Annotated in this window: 19 protein-coding genes, 5 tRNA genes and 1 other annotated feature; of the genes, 6 read left to right on the top strand and 18 right to left on the bottom strand. The window is 41.3% G+C overall.

Going from position 1 to position 22,259, the window contains the following annotated elements; translation table 11 throughout:
• Positions 1-499 precede the first annotated feature (499 nt).
• The 3 genes from clpB to rluD form a co-directional block, all read right to left on the bottom strand.
• Positions 500-3,073, bottom strand: coding sequence for an ATP-dependent chaperone ClpB (gene clpB / locus Xind_RS16040; protein WP_187649504.1), 2,574 nt, complete (start codon positions 3,071-3,073; stop codon positions 500-502).
• A 129-nt stretch (positions 3,074-3,202) separates the two neighbouring features.
• Complete coding sequence (gene yfiH, locus Xind_RS16035) at positions 3,203-3,934, bottom strand: purine nucleoside phosphorylase YfiH (RefSeq protein WP_187649505.1); 732 nt, start codon at positions 3,932-3,934, stop codon at positions 3,203-3,205.
• A 3-nt stretch (positions 3,935-3,937) separates the two neighbouring features.
• Entirely contained in the window at positions 3,938-4,915 is a 978-nt protein-coding gene (gene rluD / locus Xind_RS16030) for a 23S rRNA pseudouridine(1911/1915/1917) synthase RluD (RefSeq protein ID WP_187649506.1), read from the bottom strand.
• 161 nt (positions 4,916-5,076) lie between these two features.
• Here rluD and bamD point away from each other — a divergent pair, with 161 nt between their 5' ends.
• The 3 genes from bamD to pheA all read left to right on the top strand — a co-directional run bounded on the left by bamD (position 5,077) and on the right by pheA (position 8,005).
• Complete coding sequence (bamD, locus tag Xind_RS16025) at positions 5,077-5,799, top strand: outer membrane protein assembly factor BamD (RefSeq protein ID WP_187649549.1); 723 nt, start codon at positions 5,077-5,079, stop codon at positions 5,797-5,799.
• A 309-nt stretch (positions 5,800-6,108) separates the two neighbouring features.
• Entirely contained in the window at positions 6,109-6,441 is a 333-nt protein-coding gene (raiA, locus tag Xind_RS16020; RefSeq protein ID WP_047678690.1) for a ribosome-associated translation inhibitor RaiA, read from the top strand.
• A 197-nt stretch (positions 6,442-6,638) separates the two neighbouring features.
• Positions 6,639-6,759 (top strand) — a sequence feature (Phe leader region).
• A gap of 91 nt (positions 6,760-6,850) precedes the next feature.
• Positions 6,851-8,005, top strand: a complete 1,155-nt coding sequence (gene pheA, locus Xind_RS16015; protein WP_187649507.1) for a bifunctional chorismate mutase/prephenate dehydratase — start codon at positions 6,851-6,853, stop codon at positions 8,003-8,005.
• A gap of 51 nt (positions 8,006-8,056) precedes the next feature.
• Here pheA and tyrA read toward each other — a convergent pair whose 3' ends face one another.
• Together tyrA and Xind_RS16005 are read right to left on the bottom strand one after the other, a co-directional pair.
• Complete coding sequence (gene tyrA / locus Xind_RS16010) at positions 8,057-9,178, bottom strand: bifunctional chorismate mutase/prephenate dehydrogenase (protein ID WP_047678694.1); 1,122 nt, start codon at positions 9,176-9,178, stop codon at positions 8,057-8,059.
• 5 nt (positions 9,179-9,183) lie between these two features.
• The gene (locus Xind_RS16005; RefSeq protein ID WP_047678696.1) at positions 9,184-10,278 is read right to left on the bottom strand and encodes a 3-deoxy-7-phosphoheptulonate synthase; all 1,095 of its coding nucleotides are present in this window, start codon (positions 10,276-10,278) and stop codon (positions 9,184-9,186) included.
• A gap of 499 nt (positions 10,279-10,777) precedes the next feature.
• Between Xind_RS16005 and Xind_RS16000 the strand changes: the two genes are divergently transcribed.
• A complete protein-coding gene (locus tag Xind_RS16000) occupies positions 10,778-12,121 on the top strand; it encodes an anaerobic C4-dicarboxylate transporter (protein WP_047678699.1) in 1,344 nt (447 codons plus the stop codon).
• Positions 12,122-12,269: 148 nt separating this feature from the next.
• Here Xind_RS16000 and rplS read toward each other — a convergent pair whose 3' ends face one another.
• The 5 genes from rplS to ffh all read right to left on the bottom strand — a co-directional run bounded on the left by rplS (position 12,270) and on the right by ffh (position 15,790).
• Positions 12,270-12,623 (bottom strand): 50S ribosomal protein L19, encoded by a 354-nt coding sequence (gene rplS / locus Xind_RS15995; RefSeq protein ID WP_047678702.1) that lies wholly within the window; start codon positions 12,621-12,623, stop codon positions 12,270-12,272.
• A gap of 65 nt (positions 12,624-12,688) precedes the next feature.
• Positions 12,689-13,441 carry a tRNA (guanosine(37)-N1)-methyltransferase TrmD gene (gene trmD / locus Xind_RS15990; protein ID WP_047678705.1) on the bottom strand — a complete coding sequence of 251 codons (753 nt, stop codon included), beginning with the start codon at positions 13,439-13,441 and terminating at the stop codon, positions 12,689-12,691.
• Positions 13,442-13,475: 34 nt separating this feature from the next.
• Positions 13,476-14,024 carry a ribosome maturation factor RimM gene (gene rimM / locus Xind_RS15985; protein ID WP_047678708.1) on the bottom strand — a complete coding sequence of 183 codons (549 nt, stop codon included), beginning with the start codon at positions 14,022-14,024 and terminating at the stop codon, positions 13,476-13,478.
• Between the two features lie 18 nt (positions 14,025-14,042).
• The gene (rpsP, locus tag Xind_RS15980) at positions 14,043-14,291 is read right to left on the bottom strand and encodes a 30S ribosomal protein S16 (protein WP_047678711.1); all 249 of its coding nucleotides are present in this window, start codon (positions 14,289-14,291) and stop codon (positions 14,043-14,045) included.
• 137 nt (positions 14,292-14,428) lie between these two features.
• Entirely contained in the window at positions 14,429-15,790 is a 1,362-nt protein-coding gene (gene ffh / locus Xind_RS15975; protein WP_047678714.1) for a signal recognition particle protein, read from the bottom strand.
• 215 nt (positions 15,791-16,005) lie between these two features.
• On the opposite strand from ffh, the gene Xind_RS15970 reads away from it, so the two are divergent.
• A complete protein-coding gene (locus Xind_RS15970; RefSeq protein WP_047678717.1) occupies positions 16,006-16,797 on the top strand; it encodes a cytochrome C assembly family protein in 792 nt (263 codons plus the stop codon).
• Between the two features lie 54 nt (positions 16,798-16,851).
• Positions 16,852-18,150 (top strand): HlyC/CorC family transporter, encoded by a 1,299-nt coding sequence (locus Xind_RS15965; RefSeq protein ID WP_047678720.1) that lies wholly within the window; start codon positions 16,852-16,854, stop codon positions 18,148-18,150.
• 122 nt (positions 18,151-18,272) lie between these two features.
• On the opposite strand, the gene luxS is transcribed toward Xind_RS15965, so the two are convergent.
• The 8 genes from luxS to csrA all read right to left on the bottom strand — a co-directional run bounded on the left by luxS (position 18,273) and on the right by csrA (position 22,021).
• Positions 18,273-18,788, bottom strand: coding sequence for an S-ribosylhomocysteine lyase (gene luxS / locus Xind_RS15960; RefSeq protein WP_047678723.1), 516 nt, complete (start codon positions 18,786-18,788; stop codon positions 18,273-18,275).
• A 171-nt stretch (positions 18,789-18,959) separates the two neighbouring features.
• The gene (gshA, locus tag Xind_RS15955; protein WP_047678726.1) at positions 18,960-20,519 is read right to left on the bottom strand and encodes a glutamate--cysteine ligase; all 1,560 of its coding nucleotides are present in this window, start codon (positions 20,517-20,519) and stop codon (positions 18,960-18,962) included.
• A 199-nt stretch (positions 20,520-20,718) separates the two neighbouring features.
• A tRNA-Arg gene (locus tag Xind_RS15950) sits at positions 20,719-20,795 on the bottom strand.
• 87 nt (positions 20,796-20,882) lie between these two features.
• Positions 20,883-20,959 (bottom strand) — tRNA-Arg (locus Xind_RS15945).
• Positions 20,960-21,046: 87 nt separating this feature from the next.
• Positions 21,047-21,123 (bottom strand) — tRNA-Arg (locus Xind_RS15940).
• Positions 21,124-21,210: 87 nt separating this feature from the next.
• Positions 21,211-21,287 (bottom strand) — tRNA-Arg (locus Xind_RS15935).
• Positions 21,288-21,296: 9 nt separating this feature from the next.
• Positions 21,297-21,389, bottom strand: a tRNA-Ser gene (locus Xind_RS15930).
• A gap of 446 nt (positions 21,390-21,835) precedes the next feature.
• Positions 21,836-22,021 (bottom strand): carbon storage regulator CsrA, encoded by a 186-nt coding sequence (gene csrA / locus Xind_RS15925; protein ID WP_010845367.1) that lies wholly within the window; start codon positions 22,019-22,021, stop codon positions 21,836-21,838.
• Between the last annotated feature and the right edge of the window lie 238 nt (positions 22,022-22,259).

Raw genomic sequence — 22,259 nt, 5'->3', positions numbered from 1 at the left:
GAATTAACTGTCTCAGTCACTCTTCAAGACTTTAATCTTTCTGGCCTTTCGGCCTTGTCGATAATGTCCTGCGAGTGCCCACACAGATTGTCTGATTAACTTGTTAAAGAGCGTTGGCAGAAGTTATTTCTTTCTTCTTGCCTGAGGTGGTGTATCTTACGCCTTCCTCTCAGCCTGTCAAGCCTTTATTTTCGTGGCCTTCAGCTCTTGTCACGCTGATTCATTTGTGTATTCATCGTGACAACGGAGGCGCATTATAGGGACTTTTGTGATACTGGCAACAGTTATTTTAAAAAAATAACTCAATCGATCGCTTATTATTCAAAATAAGCTTTTTAGATATATTTTTGACCTTACAAAGATGAAAGAGAGGTGATTTTTTCACCTCTCTTTCATCTTTGTAAGATTTTTTTATATTGCTTAACGACATTACTGCTCAATAATTGTCTATAAAAATAATTATCTATAGAACATCACAAAGTGAATTGAGTAAAAAATGTTATTGTCTTGCAATAATATGGTCATTTTCCAAATCTAATGTGACCAATTTACCTGGCATCAATTTCCCTGAAAGGATCTGCTGAGCTAGCGGATTTTCAATCTCTTGCTGAATAGCCCGTTTTAATGGACGTGCCCCATATACTGGGTCAAAACCAGTGTCACTCAGTTTTTCCAAAGCTGATGGAGTCATTGTGATTTGATAGCCACGTTCTTCCAAACGTTTATATAGACGCTGTAATTGGATATTCGTAATAGATTTCAGATGTTCTTTTCCTAGTGGATGGAATACAACAACTTCATCAACTCGGTTAATGAACTCAGGCCTGAAATGGCGGCCAACTATCTCCATCACCATATCTTTCATTCCTACATAATCCAGTGCACCAAAATGCTCCTGAATCATGTCTGAACCTAAGTTAGAGGTCATAATTACAACGGTATTACGAAAATCTACTGTTCTTCCTTGACCATCAGTCAAACGACCATCATCCAAGACTTGTAGCAAAATATTGAAAACATCTGGATGAGCTTTTTCAATTTCATCTAATAAAATGACAGAATAAGGGCGACGGCGCACTGCTTCTGTCAGATACCCCCCTTCTTCATACCCAACATATCCGGGAGGAGCACCCACTAACCTTGAAACGGCATGTTTTTCCATAAATTCAGACATGTCAATACGTACCATTGCATCGTCACTATCAAACAGGAAATTAGCCAACGCCTTGCACAACTCAGTTTTACCAACCCCTGTTGGTCCTAAGAACATGAAAGAACCTATCGGGCGGTTTGGATCAGATAGACCAGCACGGCTACGGCGAATTGCGTTCGATACAGCATCAACAGCCTCATTTTGCCCAATTACACGTTTGTGTAATTCATGTTCCATACGCAATAATTTATCTTTTTCACTTTCCAACATTCTGGATACAGGGATTCCCGTCCAGCGAGCAAGAATTTCAGCAATTTCAGCATCAGTCACTTTATTACGCAGCAGTCTCATTGGATGACTTTCTGCTGTGGTCGCAGCAGTAAGAAGTTTTTCTAATTCGGGAATTTTTCCGTACTGAATTTCCGACATTTTTGCCAAGTCACCGCTACGGCGGGCTTTTTCTAACTCAATACGTGCATTTTCTAATTCAGCCTTGATGTTTTGAGTACCAGTAAGCTCGGCTTTTTCTGCTTTCCACTCTTCTTCCAGCTCAGAATATTCTCGTTCTTTTTCCACCAGCTCTTCATTCAACATATCCAAGCGCTTTTTACTGGCATCATCCGATTCTTTTTTTAAAGCCTGCTGCTCAAGTTTTAACTGAATAATTCGACGTTCCAGGCGATCTAATGCCTCTGGCTTAGAATCCATCTGCATACGCAGACTAGCTCCAGCTTCATCAATTAAGTCAATCGCTTTGTCAGGTAACATACGATCAGAAATATAACGATGAGATAATGTCGCCGCAGCAACAATTGCTGGATCAGTTATTTGAACATGGTGGTGCAACTCATAACGCTCTTTAAGGCCACGTAAAATAGCAATGGTGTCCTCAACAGTAGGCTCCGCAACATAAACTTTCTGGAAGCGGCGTTCTAAAGCTGCATCTTTCTCAATATACTGACGATATTCATCTAATGTTGTCGCACCAACACAGTGCAATTCACCTCGTGCCAGTGCGGGTTTCAGCATGTTGCCAGCGTCCATAGCACCATCAGCTTTACCTGCACCTACCATCGTATGTAATTCATCAATGAACAGAATGACCGAACCTTCCTGTTTAGCGAGATCATTCAAAACACCTTTCAAACGTTCTTCAAATTCGCCACGGTATTTAGCTCCCGCCAACAATGCTCCCATATCAAGAGACAGCACACGTTTGTTTTTCAGTCCTTCAGGAACTTCACCATTAACAATACGTTGTGCCAGCCCTTCAACAATAGCTGTTTTCCCAACCCCAGGTTCACCAATCAGTACAGGATTATTCTTGGTTCGACGTTGTAATACCTGAATTGTTCGACGAATCTCTTCGTCACGTCCTATCACGGGATCTAACTTACCTTGTTCAGCCCGTTCAGTTAGATCAATTGTGTATTTTTTCAGGGCCTGACGTTGATCTTCGGCACCTTGGTCATTGACTTTTTCACCACCACGCATCTTTTCTATGGCCTCAGTGATTTTATCTTTAGTTGCTCCCGCAGCTTTCAATATGTCACTTAATGTGCCGCGCTCTTCTAACGCTGCAAGAACAAAAAGTTCAGAAGAAATGAAATTATCACCTGCTTTTTGAGCAAGCTTGTCGCACAGATTTAAATAACGTCCTAATTCATTGGATATCTGCACATCACCGCCACTACCTTCCACTTTCGGAAATTTATCCAAAGCCAGGTTAATCCGATCATTCAAGTTACTCGTATCAATCCTTGCGGACATTAATAAAGGACGAACGGAACCTCCCTCCTGGTTAAGCAATGTGCTCATCAAATGGACAGGTTCAATGAATTGATTATCACGCCCTAATGCGAGAGATTGGGCGTCAGCGAGAGCAAGCTGGAATTTATTAGTAAGACGATCCAGACGCATAACACCTCCAATACTGGTCAGAATTTGCTACTGGAGATTAAATAAGGTCATTCCTTAAATATTCAAGGTATTCTGAAAAGTTAATTGGAGACTTTATGCTATGCACCAAAGATCGTCCTGCGAGATAGGTTATCTCAACCAGATTAAAGTTGCCATACGTCCGGTGATACCATCACGACGATAAGAAAAAAAGTTCTTCTCCTCGGAAACCGTACAAACAGTGCCTCCAAAAACTTCATTTATTCCAATAGACTGCAACTTTAATCTAGCCAGTAAATAGATATTTGCCAAAAATTTAACACCATAAGGTGTAAAGGCTTGTTCCAGATTTGGATCGGTTGCTATAAAGGCGTCCATTACCTCGCGCCCGACTTCGAATTTTTCAGGGCCAATAGCTGGCCCCATCCATACACAGATCACGTCAGGTTTTGCACTGAATTGAGCTACCGTATTTTCCAGCACGCCGGCACATAATCCACGCCAGCCTGCATGAGCTGCTGCAACCTCATCTCCATTACTGGAGCAAAAAAGTACAGGCAAACAATCCGCTGTCATTACAGCACAAACCTGCCCTGCTCTATTTGTGTAAACAGCATCAGCCCGATTATCTTCCACTAATTGATCATCCAATCTGATGACACGTGTTCCGTGTACCTGATTCAACCAGATAGGTTGCTGCGGTAGATGAGCATGTTCAACTAAGAGTTCTCTGTTCTTCTCTACACATTCAGGGTCATCCCCAACGTGGCCGCCTAAATTCAGTCCATCATAAGGAGGCAGGCTGATACCTCCCGTCCGGGTTGTACTACATGCACCAACGCTTTCAGGTTGTGCCCAGTCAGGAAAAATTAGTGGTGCCATTACCTACCAATCCATCTCGTCTTTGAAAGTTTCAGCATCTGCCTTCATTACATCAATAAGTCTAACCATGTCATCCGGTAACGCTGCGTGCCATTCCATTTCAATACCTGTTATCGGATGATAAAGACGTAACATAGTGGCATGCAATGCTTGGCGATCAAAGTTGCGCATCACTTCGCGAAATTCTTCAGAAGCCCCTTTCAGAGGACGAGGCCGACCACCATATAGCGGGTCACCAACCAGTGGATGTTTAATATGGGACATATGCACACGGATTTGGTGTGTTCTGCCTGTCTCCAGACGCAAACGCAAACGGGTATGCGCCCGGAAATGCTCCATGATTCGGTAGTGAGTCACTGCTGGTTTACCCATTGGATGAACAGCCATATGGGTCCGTTTTGTTGGGTGACGGGATATCGGTTCCTCCACTATTCCACCCGCAGTCATATGTCCCAAAGCGATAGCTTCGTATTCACGGGTAATTTCACGCAATTGCAGAGATTCCACCAAACGAGTCTGCGCTGGTACTGTTTTTGCGACAACCATCAGACCCGTAGTGTCTTTATCAAGACGATGCACAATGCCAGCACGGGGAACATCTGCAATTTCAGGATAACGATATAGCAGAGCATTCAATATTGTACCATCAGGATTTCCAGCACCAGGATGTACAACCAAGTCACGTGGTTTATTAATGACCAGAATATCGCCATCTTCATAGACAACATTCAGTTCAATATCTTGCGGCTCCCAACGACTATCCTCTTCAATAATAGTATCAATGGAAATTTCTTCGCCGCCCAATACTTTTTCTTTTGGCTTATTAATCAATTTGCCGTTAACCTGAACTTTGTCGTGCAAAATCCACTCTTTTATCCGTGATCTTGAATAATCAGGGAACAATTCAGCCAAAGCTTGATCTAAACGTTGACCAAGCTGGGATTCAGCGACTGTTGTATTAAGTCGTATTTGTTGTGCCATATATAATTTCTATATTTTACGTTGAGTTTTGACGGCGAGGCCGTTTCATTTAAAATAGTGTACTATTGTAACTCTATCTTTTGCCGGGAGCTTCACGGATAGTCCTTCGCGGATAGTCTCCCAGAAAACAATCAGAGGGTAATCAACACGTGATGATTCGCATGAAATATCTGGTGGCTTCGGCCACATTGAGTCTAGTTTTATCTGGATGCTCCAGCAACAAAGATGCTGTTCCTGATATCCCACCATCTCAAATTTATTCAAATGGGCAGGAAAAACTACAAAACGGTAACTATAAATTGGCTATTAAGCAATTGGAATCCCTTGATAACCGCTACCCTTTCGGGCCGTATTCTCAACAAGTTCAGCTTGACTTGATCTATTCTTATTATAAATCAGCAGAATTCCCTCTCGCGCTTGCATCTGCTGAACGTTTCATGCGTCTGAATCCAACCCATCCTAATATCGACTACGTACTGTATATGCGGGCTCTGGTATTACAAGCGATGGATGATAATCTCTTGCAAGATTTTTTGGGGATTGACCGTTCAGACCGTGATCCTGAAAATGCGCGGGCGGCTTTCCGCGATTTCAAACAGTTAGTGCGCTACTATCCTAACAGTCAATATGCTGCAGATGCTTATAAGCGTTTAATTTTCCTCAAAGAGCGTTTAGCTAAACATGAGCTTGCAGTTGTGCAATATTACACTAAACGTGGTGCTTATGTGGCAGTTGTCAATCGTGCAGAACAAATGTTACGTGATTATCCCGATACTCATTCAACCAGAGAATCTCTGCCTTACATGGAGAAAGCATATCAAGCATTAGGGCTTAAAACCGAAGCAGATAAAGTCGCAGCATTAATTGCAGCTAATCCGGTATAGAGTTTCAAAAAAGTATCAAATAACAAAAACAGCAGTTATCTGTATAGCTGCTGTTTTTCTAGCATCATTACCCAATGAAACCAATTTAAATTTTAGAATTGTTAACTGAGTTGATAATACCATAACTAATCGATAATGACGCATAACGCCGCTCTTAGCAACAAGTATTACCCATATCTTTATTGTGAATCACAGTTTCACCAATCCACTTCTAAATCTCCGAATAAAAGTGATTTAGATCATTCTTTTTCCGTAAAAGAGCGTTATGCTGAAACCATCGAAGACGGAGTAACATAAAGAGGTAACTATATGTTAGTAAACATTACCAGTAAACAAATGGAAATTACCCCCGCAATTCGTAGCCATGTAGAAGACCGTCTAAACAAGTTGAATAAATGGCAAGTTAATCTAATCAATCCACATATTGTACTTTCAAAAGAACCCCAAGGATTCCTGGTTGATGCCACAATCGGCACACCAAATGGTACATTAGTTGCCAGTGCCAAACATGAAGATATGTATGCAGCTATCAATGAGTTGCTGACAAAATTAGAACGCCAACTTAATAAAGTTCAGCATAAAGGAGAAGCTCGCCGAGCAGATCATAGTGTGAAAGAGTCCAATCTTAATTTAGAGATATAACTACCGTTTTTATTTTCTTAGCGCGCTCAATGAGCGCGTTTTTACTGACTTTACCCCCTTTCGATACCCCGTGGATTCCAAGATATAACGAATAAAACTGCAACTTAAAAAAACAACGGGTATGTTGACATACCTCGCCCAATAGGTTAATTAAAGAACACTATTCACTCTGCAAAAAATAAGATACATACAGACGATATGATTGCTACCTTGTTCTTCTCCTTTTTCTTTTTTGTCTTCCCATGAGGAGGTTTTTCGTTTAAAAATAAAAAGAAGACGAACAGAAAAACCTCCCTACCAATGGGAGGTTTTTTTATTTTATAGGCCACAACTTATATACCCAATAGACTTAAAACTGTAATTTGAAAGATAAAAATTATTTCTATAATAAAAATGTCAGGAATATACTATGGAACGAGATTTAATTAACCTTCGTCAAGAAATTAGCGATATTGATGCAGATTTACTGGATCTACTCGCAAAACGCCGACAATTGGCCAGCGACATTGCACAAACCAAACTTCTCGATCATCGCCCGATAAGAGATAAAAACCGGGAACGGGAACTATTGGATGTGTTAATTAATAAAGGTAAATCTCGAGGGTTAGACGGATTTTATATTACCCGCTTGTTCCAAATGATCATTGAAGATTCTGTATTAACACAACAAGCATTGTTACAACAGCATCTGAACCAAACACCTTATGATACCGCCAGGATTACCTTTCTTGGCCCCAGAGGCTCTTATTCTCACCTTGCCGCTCGCCAATTTTCAGCACGCCATTTCAATCAATTAATTGAATGTAGCTGCCACAAATTTGCAGATATCTTTTCATTAGTGGAACTTGGTCAAGCGGATTACGGTATTCTGCCCCTCGAAAATACCAGTACCGGAGCAATCAATGATGTTTATGATCTATTACAGTACACCCCATTGTCTTTGGTCGGGGAGATCACTCTACCTATCAACCACTGTTTACTGGTTGCCCAAGAAAGTGATACTTCGAAAATAAAGACGGTATACAGCCATTCCCAACCTTTCCAACAATGCAGCCAATACCTCAATCAATTTCCAGACTGGAATATTGTCTACTGTGAAAGTACAGCTGCTGCTATGCAGAAAGTAACCGAATTGAATTCCCCAGAAGTAGCAGCATTGGGAAGTGAAGCCGGGGGAGCGCTTTACGGTCTACAGGTTTTAGAAAATACTCTGGCAAACCAACAAAACAACAGCACTCGGTTTATTGTTGTCGCCCAAAAACCTATTGAAGTATCAGATCAGGTTCCCGCTAAGACAACTTTTATCATGTACACAAGACAACAGGCAGGTTCTCTGGTCGATGCACTCATTATCTTAAAAAAACACGATATTATTATGAGTAAATTGGAGTCACGCCCAATAAACGGTAAACCATGGGAAGAGATGTTTTATATTGATGTTCAGGCCAATTTGCGCTCTATGAAAATGCAACAAGCGCTTAAGGAACTATCTGAAATTACTCGCTTCTTGAAAGTATTGGGGAGTTATCCCTCAGAAAACGTGATCACAGTAGATCCATTCTAAGATAGAAAACCGGATGGCAACATCCGGTCTCCTTTCTCTATATTCAAGCTATTATACCCGGCTATCATTGGCTTGCTGTAAAAGCGTTCTACTTTCTTTCATAAATCGATTAGCCTCATCACCAAACCATTCACTCACCTGATTAAAACTCGTAATGAACGCTGTTTTGTCCTTATTCTCCAGTAATTCCAAGGCTTGTCCGAAGCTCTGGTGATAACGACGGATCACCTCAATATTTTCAGGACTGGACATAATAATATCCGCATATAACTGCGGATCTTGCGCAAATAACCGTCCAACCATGGCGAGTTCCAGCCGATAAATAGGTGAAGACAGTGATAATAATTGCTGTAAGTCGATATTTTCTTGTGCAAGATGTCGGCCATAAGAAAACGTCGTGAAGTGACGTAATGCCTGAATAAAACTCATATTTTTATCATGCTGTTCCGCACTGATTTTATGTAATCGTGCACCCCACACCGATATTTGTTCCAAAAACCATTGATATGATTCTGGCTGGCATCCATCACAGTAAACAACAACCTGTTTAGCAAAACTTCCCACATCAGGCCCAAACATCGGGTGTAATCCCAAAACTGGTCCTTTATGCACATCAAGCATAGCCTGAAGTGGTTTCTGCTTAATAGAAGCCAAATCTACTAAGATACATTGTTCTGGCAAAGGTGGTAATCGGTGGATAATCGCTTCAGTTAAATGGATTGGTACGCTGACGATGACCATACCAGCATCAGCTAATATATGTTCAGCCTGATCCCAATCATCTGCCTCAAGGATCCGAACTTCATAACCAGACAAGGTCAACAAACGATTAAATAACCTTCCCATCTTCCCAGAACCACCAACAATAACGATAGGCCCCATTTGAAGGTTGAGCTTTTTAAACCCCTTATCATTTTCACTAACATAGGATTCCCGCATAATACGGCGCAGAATATCTTCAATTAAGTCTGGAGAGATCCCCAATTTTTCTGCTTCTTGACGGCGAGAAGCCAACATGCTGGCCTCCCGTTCAGGTGCATAAATAGGCAAGCCAAGTTGACTCTTAATTTCCCCCACTTCCGCTACCAGAGCCATGCGCTTAGCCAGTAAGCTCAATAAAGCCTTATCTACCTCATCAATTTGCTCCCGCAATTGAGATAATTCTGCTGCCATATCAATTATCCTGCCTGTTGCATCATTATGTTACGTTTTGATAAGTGAGGTTTGATTTGCCGATGTAACTTTCTTAATAACTGTTCAGTCATTTGCCAACTGATACAAGCATCAGTTACTGAAACTCCATATCGCATTTCAGAACGAGGTAATTCTGAAGACTGATTCCCTTCATTAATATGGCTTTCCAACATAATACCAATAATGGATTGATTTCCGGCCATAATCTGTTCAGCAACAGAATCCACTACGACGCTTTGGCGGCGAAAATCTTTATTAGAATTCCCATGACTACAATCAATCATCAATGATGGCACCAAACCCGCCCCAATCATTTGATTTTCGCAGTCATACACATGTTCAGGGCTATAATTAGGTTCTACCCCACCACGCAAGATTACATGACCATTCGGATTCCCCTGAGTCTGTAGCAGACAAACTTGGCCTGACTGATTTATTCCCATAAAGCGATGTGGCATAGCAGCGGCTTTCATGGCATTAATGGCCGTATTTAAATTACCATCAGTGCCATTTTTAAAACCTACTGATACAGATAACCCTGAGGCCATCTCACGATGAGTCTGGGATTCTGTTGTTCTTGCTCCGATTGCTGACCAACTGAAAAGATCGCCCAAATATTGAGGATTATTAGGATCAAGAGCTTCATTTGCCAATGGCAATCCCATTTCTACTAAGTTCAGTAATAAATGGCGGGCGATATGTAATCCGGCATCCATATCAAATGATCCATCCATATAAGGATCACTAATTAAACCTTTCCAACCAACTGTGGTGCGGGGTTTTTCAAAATAGACGCGCATAACAATATACAGACAATCACTTAGTTCGGCAGAAAGTGATTTCAAGCGATGAGCATAATCAAGGGCAGCTTCTACATCATGAATGGAACACGGGCCGCATACTACCAACAAACGAGGATCATTGTGATGGATGATATTAGCAATAGTATTACGTGCGTTTGTAATGGCATGCAGATCGCTGCTACTCAATGGATATTTTTGCTTCAGCTCTTCTGGTGTAATAAGAATCTGTTCATCAAGAATATGAATGTTATTAAGCGCATCTTTTTGCATGATCATTTTTCATACCTGTTTTGTTTGTCTGTTTAACGTTGTTTTTGATGTTTGGCAAATAACATACCATGCTTCGTAAAGAATACAATCCGATTGTTTATATTTTTTTACGAAAACGTAAATAAATGTTTACACGATATTGTTTCAGTAATTAAATTTAATAAATATATTAATAATTTCAATAAATTTTAATTTTCACAATAAATATATTAGATATCATTAATGTTAACAACAAGATCATAAAATTTTACAATATCATTCACAATAGAAATATTTTATTTACTATTCATGATTTATTTATAATGAAGATAAATTACTTTAAAAATCATGTGATAAAAATAAGATCTTAATCCCATTTTTATATTTGTATTTTCATAATATTAATATGTATTTTTTTGTGTTGGATTGAAACTATAAAACAACACTTATAAAGAATAGCTGAATAACACTGCTTAAAGCGGCTGATTATCAGCTTTTATTTCTTACTCATTTATTAAGGACAGATATGATAACGCTGCAATTTGCCATAATAATTATATGCTTATTGATAGGTACGCGTTATGCGGGCATGGGATTGGGGCTGATCAGTGGTATTGGACTTTTTATACTGACATTTATTTTTGGATTGGAACCAGGTAAGCCACCAGTTGATGTGATGCTCACTATTCTTGCAGTTATCGGTTGTGCATCCGTGTTGCAAACTGCCGGCGGGCTAAACGTCATGATGCAATGTGCTGAACGTCTTCTACGCCGCCATCCGCAACATATTACTATCCTGGCTCCATTGACGACATGGATGTTAACGTTCCTCTGTGGTACTGGTCATGTGGTCTATACCATGTTCCCAATCATCGGTGATATTGCCTTAAAAAAAGGGATCCGCCCTGAACGTCCAATGGCTGTTGCTTCTGTTGCCTCTCAGATGGCAATCACAGCTTCTCCCGTTTCTGTTGCCGTTGTTTCTTTAGTGTCAATTATTGCTGCCAGTCATGGTATTGGGCGTACTTACGGAATCTTAGAAATTCTGGCAGTTTCAATTCCTGCATCACTGACAGGAGTAATACTTGCTGCATTATGGAGTTTGCGTCGTGGCAAAGATTTGGATAAGGATGAAGAATTCCAAGAAAAAATTAAAGATCCCAGACAACGTGAGTTTATCTATGGCAGTTCAGAAACCTTATTAGATCAAATATTTCCTAAACAAGCTTACAGAGCAACCTGGATCTTCTTCGCTGCAATTGCAGTAGTAGTATTGTTTGGTGCATTTACAGAATTACGCCCTTCTTTCGAAATCAAAGGAGAATTAAAACCGCTTTCCATGAATCTGGTTATCCAGATGATGATGTTAATTGCTGGCTCTATTATCTTAATGACATGTAAGGTCAAAACCAGTGAAATCGCCAATAGTGCCGTGTTTAAAGCAGGAATGGTTGCGATCTTCTCGGTCTTTGGCGTAGCATGGATGAGTGATACGTTTTTCCACACCCATTTAGGCGCACTGAAGCTGGTATTAGACGATGTCGTACAAGCAAGCCCCTGGACTTATGCGTTAGTATTGTTCCTGGTATCAAAGTTGGTTAACAGCCAAGCCGCAGCTTTAACTGCAATCGCGCCAATGGGATTACAACTTGGTGTTGATCCTAAACTTTTAATCGCATTCTTCCCGGCGGCCTACGGCTATTTTGTTTTACCCACCTACCCTAGTGATCTAGCATGTATTGGATTTGACCGCTCCGGGACAACAAGGATCGGAAAATTTATCATCAACCATAGTTTCCTTGTTCCGGGCTTGATTGGTGTCTGCAGTGCTTGTGCTGTGGGGTATATTTTAGTGAGTACTTTTATGTAATCGGCTCTGTATGCTCATAACATAAAAAAGTTCACAAAAATATCTCGCTGATTGCGGATTATTTATTTTTCTGCAAAAAACCGGATAAATAAAAAGGCCGGAAAAATTCCGGCCTTTAACGATAACTTTCGGATGTAGCAAAAGCGTATTATTTAGCGTTCAGACGCTCTTTAATACGAGCCGCCTTACCAGAACGCTCACGCAGGTAGTACAGTTTAGCTCTGCGAACAGCACCACGACGTTTAACGCTGATGCTGTCTACGACTGGGGAGTGAGTCTGGAATACACGCTCAACGCCTTCGCCGTTAGAAATCTTACGAACAGTGAATGCAGAATGCAGACCGCGGTTACGAATCGCGATAACCACGCCCTCGAATGTCTGCAGGCGCTTTTTAGAACCTTCAACGACCCATACCTTAACTTCCACGGTGTCACCCGAACGGAATGAAGGTACGTCTTGCTTCATCTGCTCTTGTTCAAGTTGTTTAATAATATTGCTCATAATAACTCTCTTACCCTAGGTAAACTGATATATCAAAGACATTCCTTCATAAGGATATGTCTGGATTAATTCGTTGCTTGATCCTGATATTCCCGTTGGAATTCAGCCAGCAACATCCTTTGCTCGTCAGTCAGAGCTAGGTTTTCTAGAAGTTCGGGCCTTCTTAACCAAGTGCGGCCAAGCGATTGTTTCATGCGCCAGCGATTAATTTCTGCATGGTTTCCTGATAGTAAAACAGGCGGAACTTCCATCCCATCCAACACTTCAGGGCGGGTATAATGCGGACAATCCAACAGCCCATCAGCAAACGAGTCTTCCTCTGCCGATGCCTGACGACCCAATACTCCAGGAATAAACCGAGATATAGAATCAATCATTGCCATAGCCGGGATTTCTCCCCCACTGAGAACGTAATCACCAATAGACCATTCTTCGTCAATTTCGGTTTGGATGACACGCTCATCAATACCTTCATAACGACCACAAACCAGAATTAATTTCTTGTTTGCCGCCAGTTCACAAACTCCCTGTTGATCAAGTTTGCGCCCTTGAGGTGATAGATAAATCACCTTTGCATCAATACCTGCCGCAGTTTTGGCTGCATGGATGGCTTCCCTTAATGGTTGCACCATCATCAGCATACCTGGACCACCGCCATAAGGGCGATCATCTACAGTACGATGCCTGTCGTAGGTAAAATCCCTTGGACTCCAGCAATCGACACTAAGCAGGCCATTTTTCACTGCCCGACCAGTTACCCCGTAATCGGTTATTGCGCGGAACATTTCAGGAAACAGGCTAATCACCCCAATCCACATACAGCGTCCCACTCCTAAACCGTTTTACCGGAGATTAAAAACCAGGATCCCAATCTACTTCAATAGTTTTAGTAGCTAGATCAACTTTCTTGATAACCTGCCCATCAAGAAACGGTACTAACCGCTCCTTGATACCGAATGCATCTTTCAGGTTTGCCTTTATTACCATGACATCGTTAGACCCTGTTTCCATCATATCTTGGACGGTTCCAAGGTTATAACCAGCCGTATTAATTACCTGACACCCCATAAGGTCTTTCCAATAATAATCACCGGCTTCTAGTTTTGGTAATTTAGATGAATCCACCACTAATTCGCAGTTAGTGAGTAAATTCGCAGCTTCCCGATCATCAACACCTTTGATTTTGATGATCATATCCTGATTGTGGTATTTCCACGTTTCCAGCTCAATGTGTTGCCATTGACCAGCTCTCTGGATAAACCACGGTTGATATTCAAAAATGTCTTCGGCTTGTTCGGTGGAAGAAAAAACTCTGAGCCAACCACGTATGCCATACGCTGACCCCAGTTTCCCCAACACGATTGGATCAACAGGGTGCTCCAGGCCAGATTGTTTGCTCATTGTTACCACCGCGACAGATTAAGCTGCTTTTTTAGCGTCTTTGATCAGTGCAGCAACACGATCAGACACAGATGCACCCAGACCAACCCAGTGTTCGATACGGTCCAGATCTAAACGCAAAGCTTCAGCTTTCCCTGATGCGATAGGGTTGAAGAAACCAACGCGCTCAATAAAGCGACCATCACGCGCATTGCGGCTGTCAGTCACTACTACTTGATAAAACGGACGCTTTTTTGCGCCGCCACGAGCTAAACGAATTGTTACCATAACATCCTCATTAGTTAGCAAAACAACCAGACTCCATCGAGGAATGGAGTCCGGCTGTCCATTAAAAAGCCCGAAAATTTTACTCACTTTGGCGCAAAAAGCAATCCAAAGAGCATTTTCTTTCGAAATTTTGTTGATTATCGCCCCATAAGCCCAGGTGGCAACATACCTTTCATGCCACGCATCATTTTCGCCAGGCCACCATTCTTCATCTTTTTCATCATGCGCTGCATTTCATCAAACTGTTTCAGTAAGCGGTTGACATCCTGCACCTGTGTACCTGACCCCATTGCGATACGACGTTTGCGTGAACCTTTGATAATTTCTGGTTTCTCACGCTCTTTGCGGGTCATTGAGTTAATGATGGCTTCCATTTTAACCAGAATTTTGTCATCCATTTGGGATTTAACAGCATCAGGGATCTGGGACATACCTGGCATTTTGCTCAACATGCTTGTCATGCCCCCCATATTGCGCATTTGTTTAAGCTGTTCGAGAAAATCATTTAAATCAAAACCATCCCCTTTCTTCAGTTTTGATGCCAGCTTTTCCGCTTGAGTGCGGTCAACCTTACTTTCAATCTCTTCAATCAGTGAAAGCATATCCCCCATTCCCAGGATCCTGGATGCGATACGATCAGGATGGAAAGGCTCCAAGGCATCAGTTTTTTCACCGACACCAAGGAATTTAATTGGCTTGCCTGTGATATGTCGAATAGAAAGAGCGGCACCACCACGAGCATCACCATCTACTTTGGTCAGAACAACCCCTGTTAGTGGCAGTGCTTCATTAAATGCTTTTGCTGTATTCGCAGCATCCTGCCCCGTCATTGCATCGACAACAAACAATGTTTCGATAGGATTAACCGCAGCGTGAACTTCTTTAATTTCATCCATCATGGCTTCATCGACATGCAGACGTCCTGCGGTATCGATCAAAAGCACATCGTAGAATCTCAACTTAGCGTGTTGGATTGCTTTGTTGACAATATCAACTGGTTTTTCTTGCGGATCTGATGGGAAAAAATCAATTCCAACAGTTTCAGATAATGTTTCAAGCTGTTTGATCGCTGCCGGACGGTATACGTCAGCAGAAACCACCAAGACTTTTTTCTTATTTTTTTCTTTTAGCAGCTTACCCAATTTTGCAACACTGGTTGTTTTACCAGCACCTTGCAAACCTGCCATAAGAACCACAGCGGGAGGTTGTACAGCAAGATTTAGCTCGCTGTTTACCTCTCCCATCGCCTTCACTAGTTCATTTTGAACAATTTTGACGAATTCTTGTCCAGGAGTTAGACTTTTATTAACTTCGTGCCCTACCGCGCTTTCTTTGACTCTTGAAATAAAATCACGCACTACAGGCAATGCAACATCTGCTTCAAGTAAAGCCATGCGAACTTCACGCAGCGTATCTTTAATATTATCTTCAGTCAGCCGTCCACGACCGCTGATATTGCGCAATGTGCGCGATAGTCTGTCAGTTAAATTATCAAACATTGTCTCAGCTCAGATATCTACAAGTGGGTCTACCTGTAAGGCAAATTTAGCGGATTATAACACGATGATGATGTAATCTCTGCAAAGAGATTCCCAAGTATAGCTAACAATGGTTGGAGGCTATCTCTGCTGACGGTATACTTGAATTTTGAGTTAACTTTAGCACTATTAACTCTAACACTTTTTCTAACACTATTGCGAAAACGAAAAACTTTATGCAGGTATTTTCAATCATTGCCTTACTTGCTTATCTCATTAGCCTGATGCTTATCGTACCGGGCTTATTACGGCAACAAAACAGCTATCAAAAACTGGCTCTATTTTTCGCAACTGTTGCACTGATCAACCATGCGATAGCCTTAAAGTATCAGGTTTTTCATGTCAGCAGTGGCCAAAACCTAACTCTATTGAATTTAGGCTCTATTGTCAGTTTACTCGTCTGCATTATTATGACTATTGTTGCCTTTCGTGGCCGTGCATGGTTTTTACTGCCCATTATTTACAGTTTTGCCATGATAAATTTGATTCTGGCCAGTATGGTGCCTGGAGAATTCATTACACATCTTGAGAAGAGTATCGGGCTATTTATACATATTGGGTTAGCATTACTTGGGTATGCCACTCTACTTATTGCCGCACTTTATGCATTACAGGTTGGTTGGCTGGATTATCGACTGAAAAAGAAAAAACTGACTTTTTCTTCTGGCATGCCTCCATTAATGGCCATTGAACGCAAAATGTTTCGCATTACCCAAATTGGCGTAATCTTACTAACATTGACGTTATGTACAGGCATCATGTATATGGATGATATTTTCAATAAAGAAAATATGCATAAATCGGTTTTGTCTATCATTGCATGGTTTATCTACGTCATCCTGCTCTGGGGACACTATCATGAAGGATGGCGCGGCAAACGTGTCATTTGGTTCAATCTGATTGGTGCATTTATCCTGACGCTTGCTTTTTTCGGCAATCGGTTATTACAGGAATTCTTGATTTATTAAGCAGTAAACAATCACTGTAGCCAGTTTATATAAACATTAGGAAGGAATTCTGCTTTGGAGCATGTCTCAACAGGCACATTAATTATTATTCTTGTCATCATGGTTATCATTTCTGCCTACTTTTCTGCCTCAGAAACTGGCATGATGACAATAAACCGTTATCGCTTACGTCATTTGGCAAAACAAGGTAGCAATTCCGCGCGGAGAGTCGAATCACTACTCAGCCATCCTGACAGGCTAATCAGCCTGATTCTGATCGGTAATAACCTTGTCAATATCTTGGCATCTTCATTGGCTACCATTGTTGGCATGCGCCTTTATGGTGACGCAGGGGTTGCGATTGCAACCGGTATACTGACCTTCGTGATTCTGGTTTTTGCTGAAGTTATGCCCAAGACTATCGCAGCGCTCTACCCGGAAAAAATTGCATTCCCAAGCAGCTTTCTGCTGCGACCTTTACAAAAGATCATGCTGCCTCTCGTTTGGGCATTTAACAAGATTACTTTGCTGTTTATGCGTTGTCTGGGGATCAAAGTTTCCGACATTCGCAATGATGCGGTTAGCAAAGATGAGCTTCGGACGATTGTGAATGAATCAAACACCCATCTCTCGCGCCGCAATCAGGATATGCTTATCTCAATACTGGATCTTGAAAAAGTCACCGTTGGCGACATCATGGTGCCCCGTAATGAGATTGTTGGAATTGATATTAACGGTGACTGGAAATCTGTTATACGGCAATTGACTCATTCACCACACGGCAGAATAGTGTTGTACCGGAATTCTCTGGATGATGCTATTGGTATGCTACGAGTACGTGAAGCCTATCGTCTGATGATGGAGAAAAAGGAATTCACGAAAAAGAACTTGATCAAAGCAGCAGATAAAATTTACTTCATTCCCGTTAGTACTCCATTGAATACCCAGTTAGTTAACTTCCAACGTAATAAAGAAAAAGCAGGCTTAATCGTTGATGAGTATGGCGATATCCAAGGATTAGTCACTGTAGAAGATATTTTGGAAGAAATTGTCGGAGAATTTACCACTTCTATGTCTCCTACTCTGGCAGAAGAAGTCTTACCACAAAGTGATGGCACTGTTTTAGTTGATGGCACCGCCAATATCCGTGAGTTAAACAAAGCATTTGGCTGGACATTACCCGCTGACGGGCCAAGAACAGTGAATGGTATGATCCTGGAAGAGTTGGGCGAGATCCCCGAATTGAATGTTCAGGTACAAATTAATGAGTACGATTTTGAAATTCTTTCTGTGAATGACAATGTTATTAAAAAGGTACGTGTAATTCCGATGAAACAGGAAAAAGAGAAAGTATTAAAATCCAGTAAAGAATAACTCAAAGTTGCAAATCTGGCCGTAAAACAAAATTTTTACGGCCAGTATCGTATGCAATATCAGTTATAATTCCTTGAAAAAATGCTTTTCAAAAAACATTACAACAAATTAGCACCGTTCTACTACACTTGTAATTCAACCAGTTTTTCTTCCGGCAAAGCCAGTTCATCATTTTGGTTAATACGAACATCTGCATCAAGAATGTGGCGAGCGATATCCTGTGCTTCTTGCAGAGAGTGCATCTGATACGTACCACATTGATAAATATTCAACTCAGGGATTTGCTTCTGATCCTGAACTTTCAATACATCAGCCATAGCGGCTTTCCAAGCTTCCGCTACTCTAAGTTCAACTGGTGCACCAATCAAGCTCATGTAAAAACCAGTACGGCATCCCATTGGAGAAATGTCGATAATTTCAACACCATCACCATTCAGATGGTTACGCATAAAACCGGCAAACAAATGTTCAAGTGTATGAATTCCCCTTTCCGGCATGACCTCTTTGTTAGGAATGCAAAAGCGTAAGTCAAATACCGTGATAGTATCACCATGGGGTGTTTTCATCGTCTTAGCAACTCTAACGGCTGGCGCAGACATCCGGGTATGGTCAACTGTAAAACTGTCCAATAAAGGCATGATCCTACCTCCTCAGGCATCAGATTTTTTGCAAAAATTTTTTCAAATAGATGAAACCTTTTTATTTACGGCTGGTCTTAAGATATGAAGACGCGCAAAATTGTTATCATCCTTATTTTTCTAAGAGACTTTATTTAGTTTCGGCCACCAAATGGTGGCCATTTTTCTTTTCTAAGACTCAGCATGTAATTTTAGATAATCTTCAAAACTTATGCTGTCTTGTTGCTCCAGATAATGTTGCCGTTCTACCGAAACTTTACGTTCCACAGAAAAACGCTCATCATTCAATATACTATACGGTTCATTGACCAGTTCCAGATAATACTTGTTTGCCAGTTCTAGACCAAAGCCAACAATCCCTTGAGTTTTCATTCGATCTAATACACGAGCTGAAAATGTTAATGATGGATCCTCAAACATACCAACCAACTCTCTACAGACTGACTGATATTGCGTTCCAGAGCAACTATCCAAAACCTCAGCGACACGCTCTAAATCTGCGAATAACTCTTGTCCAACTATCTTCAGTGGCTGCTGCTTCGCTCCACAGCCAATACCAATATCCAAGTTTGGTCTGCGTCCTTCCAGGATCACCTTATTCCAATTTTTACGACAACAGTCCAACTCTTCATCGCTCATTTCAGGTGAATCCGCGACAGCACACCATATCAAGAATAGATCGAGAAAACGGAGCTGTGTTTCATCAACACCAATCGCTGTGAACGGGTTTATGTCCAGAGAACGAACTTCTATATATTCTACACCACCACGAAGTAAAGCATCGGAAGGTGATTCCCCTTCTCCGGTTACCCGTTTAGGACGTATCGGTGCATATAGTTCATTTTCTATTTGAAGAACATTGGTATTGAGTTGTAGGTATTTACCCTCTTTTTTAAGCCCCAGATCTGCAAATTCTGCTGATGGCTTATGAATTGCGTTTTTCAAGCCCGCAACATACGTATGAAGATTGTTGAAAGTAATATTCAGATCACTCTGTGATTTGTTGGTATACCCCAAATCACTCATCCTCAAAGAAGTCGCATAAGGTAAGTAACTAGTTCCTTTTTCGGTCTGTTCAAAGGATAGCGCAGTATCTCTTCCACGTAAAAATGAAGAGCAAATCGCCGGGGATGCACCAAACAAATAAGGGATTACCCAACCAAATCGGTAATAATTACGGATCAGTTTAAAATATCCGTCCGAAATTTGTTCTTTTCCGCTTTCAGCATCTTTTACACCTAACCACGCCTGCCAGAAACTTATCGGCAATGAAAAATTATAGTGCACGCCAGAGATAGTTTGCATTAATGCACCATAACGATTTTTCAATCCCTCTCTATACAGGGTCTTAAAGCGCCCTATATTGGACTTGCCATATTGCGCCAGAGTGATGTCTTCTTCTTTATCAATGAAGCATGGCATACTCAAAGGCCAGGTTTTTTCATTTATCAGATTTTTCGCAGTATATCGATGTAAATCTTTAAGAAAATCAAGGGTTCTTTTTATATCACTATCAACAGGAGTAATAAACTCCAATAAAGATTCAGCAAAATCGGTTGTAATCCATTTATGTGTTAAGGAAGCACCAAGTGGTTCTGGATGCTTTGTCATAGCTAAATGACCATCTGGAGTAACACGCAAAGTTTCACGTTCAACACCGCGACAAATACCATCTAAAACGGTAGGGTTTGCCTCTAACCATGACAATGCTTTTGATACATCCGGGATCAATTTGACCTCCCGTGGAGTTTTAAGAAGATTATTACTGAGCGTTTACTTTATATCAAACAAGTCAAGTTGTCGCTGATTACATAGTCCTGATGATATGTTATTGAACGAATTATAATCGTCGAATGGTAAAGAAAATATAATGTATAGCAGAATAAAAATGAAAAACCCCTGTCTTAATAAGACAGGGGTTTACTCAAAATGGCGCATCCGGGAGGATTCGAACCTCCGACCGCTCGGTTCGTAGCCGAGTACTCTATCCAGCTGAGCTACGGATGCGTTGTCGGTTTTTTATGTTCTGTTCAGGCGCTATTGACTGCCTAACTTTTCAGAATTGAGATACCTAGTAAATCGCGGTGTTTAAAGTGGCGCATCCGGGAGGATTCGAACCTCCGACCGCTCGGTTCGTAGCCGAGTACTCTATCCAGCTGAGCTACGGATGCGTTGTCGGTTTTCTATGTTCTGTTCAGGCGCTATTGACTGCCTAATTTTTCAGAATTGAGATACCTAATAAATCGCGGTGTTTAAAGTGGCGCATCCGGGAGGATTCGAACCTCCGACCGCTCGGTTCGTAGCCGAGTACTCTATCCAGCTGAGCTACGGATGCGTTGTCGGTTTTCTATGTTCTGTTCAGGCGCTATTGACTGCCTAATTTTTCAGAATTGAGATACCTAATAAATCGCGGTGTTTAAAGTGGCGCATCCGGGAGGATTCGAACCTCCGACCGCTCGGTTCGTAGCCGAGTACTCTATCCAGCTGAGCTACGGATGCGTTGTAAAATGGCGGTGAGGGAGGGATTCGAACCCTCGATGCAGCTCTTAACCACATACTCCCTTAGCAGGGGAGCGCCTTCAGCCTCTCGGCCACCTCACCATACGCTTTAAAACTCTTGACTTAAGCTCTAGACTTGAAGTTCTCACCTCAAAACTTTTTGAATCTTTACTTCTGAGGCTTACTCAGAAGCTTTTCTTAAAGCTCGTCGTCGTTGCGATGGCGCACATATTACTTTCCCAGCCTGATAAGTCAAACAATTTTTCGCAACTTTTTTTTATTTGAATACTTTGCGCACATAATGATGAGATTAACATCTAAAAGTCTGTTTTATCGACAGTGAAATTCCCTGAGATGCGTAAAAATTGATGGAAAAAATTATTCACTTCTATGACATCATGAATGATGTCTTTTCAACAGATAGAAAATAAAAAAATGTGGGAAAATAGAATTAAGGTAACAAAAAAGGATAAACCATGTGGTTCATAAAGAAAGGGAGGAAGTAGAGTAGCGCCCAAGTTTAAAAAAGCATGGACGCCATTCTTGAATTAAAAAGTTGTAGGCTGAGACTTCTCTGCCTGAATCCGTTGATAAATTTCTTCACGGTGAACAGAAACTTCCTTGGGTGCATTCACACCAATTCGAACTTGGTTGCCTTTAACTCCCAGTACTGTAACTGTTACCTCATCGCCTATCATGAGCGTTTCACCAACTCGACGAGTCAGAATAAGCATTCTTTGCTCCTTGAAAATTTAAAAGAGTCGGGTCTCTAGGTTTCCCCGCTATTATCCATCAAACACCGTGAAAACGTAAAGCTATGATATCTACTTAAAGCATAAGCAGTTTTGAACACATTTCCTATATCTATAGGATAGCTAAAATATAAGTATGTGCCCAACGTTTCAACAATTTCACAACAAAAAACATTTGGCACCATAAAAATAGTTTCATGGTGCCACTACTATCACGGCG

This window comes from Xenorhabdus indica (assembly GCF_014467235.1).
Lineage (GTDB): Bacteria > Pseudomonadota > Gammaproteobacteria > Enterobacterales > Enterobacteriaceae > Xenorhabdus > Xenorhabdus indica.
This window is presented reverse-complemented; position numbering and strand designations above follow the sequence as displayed.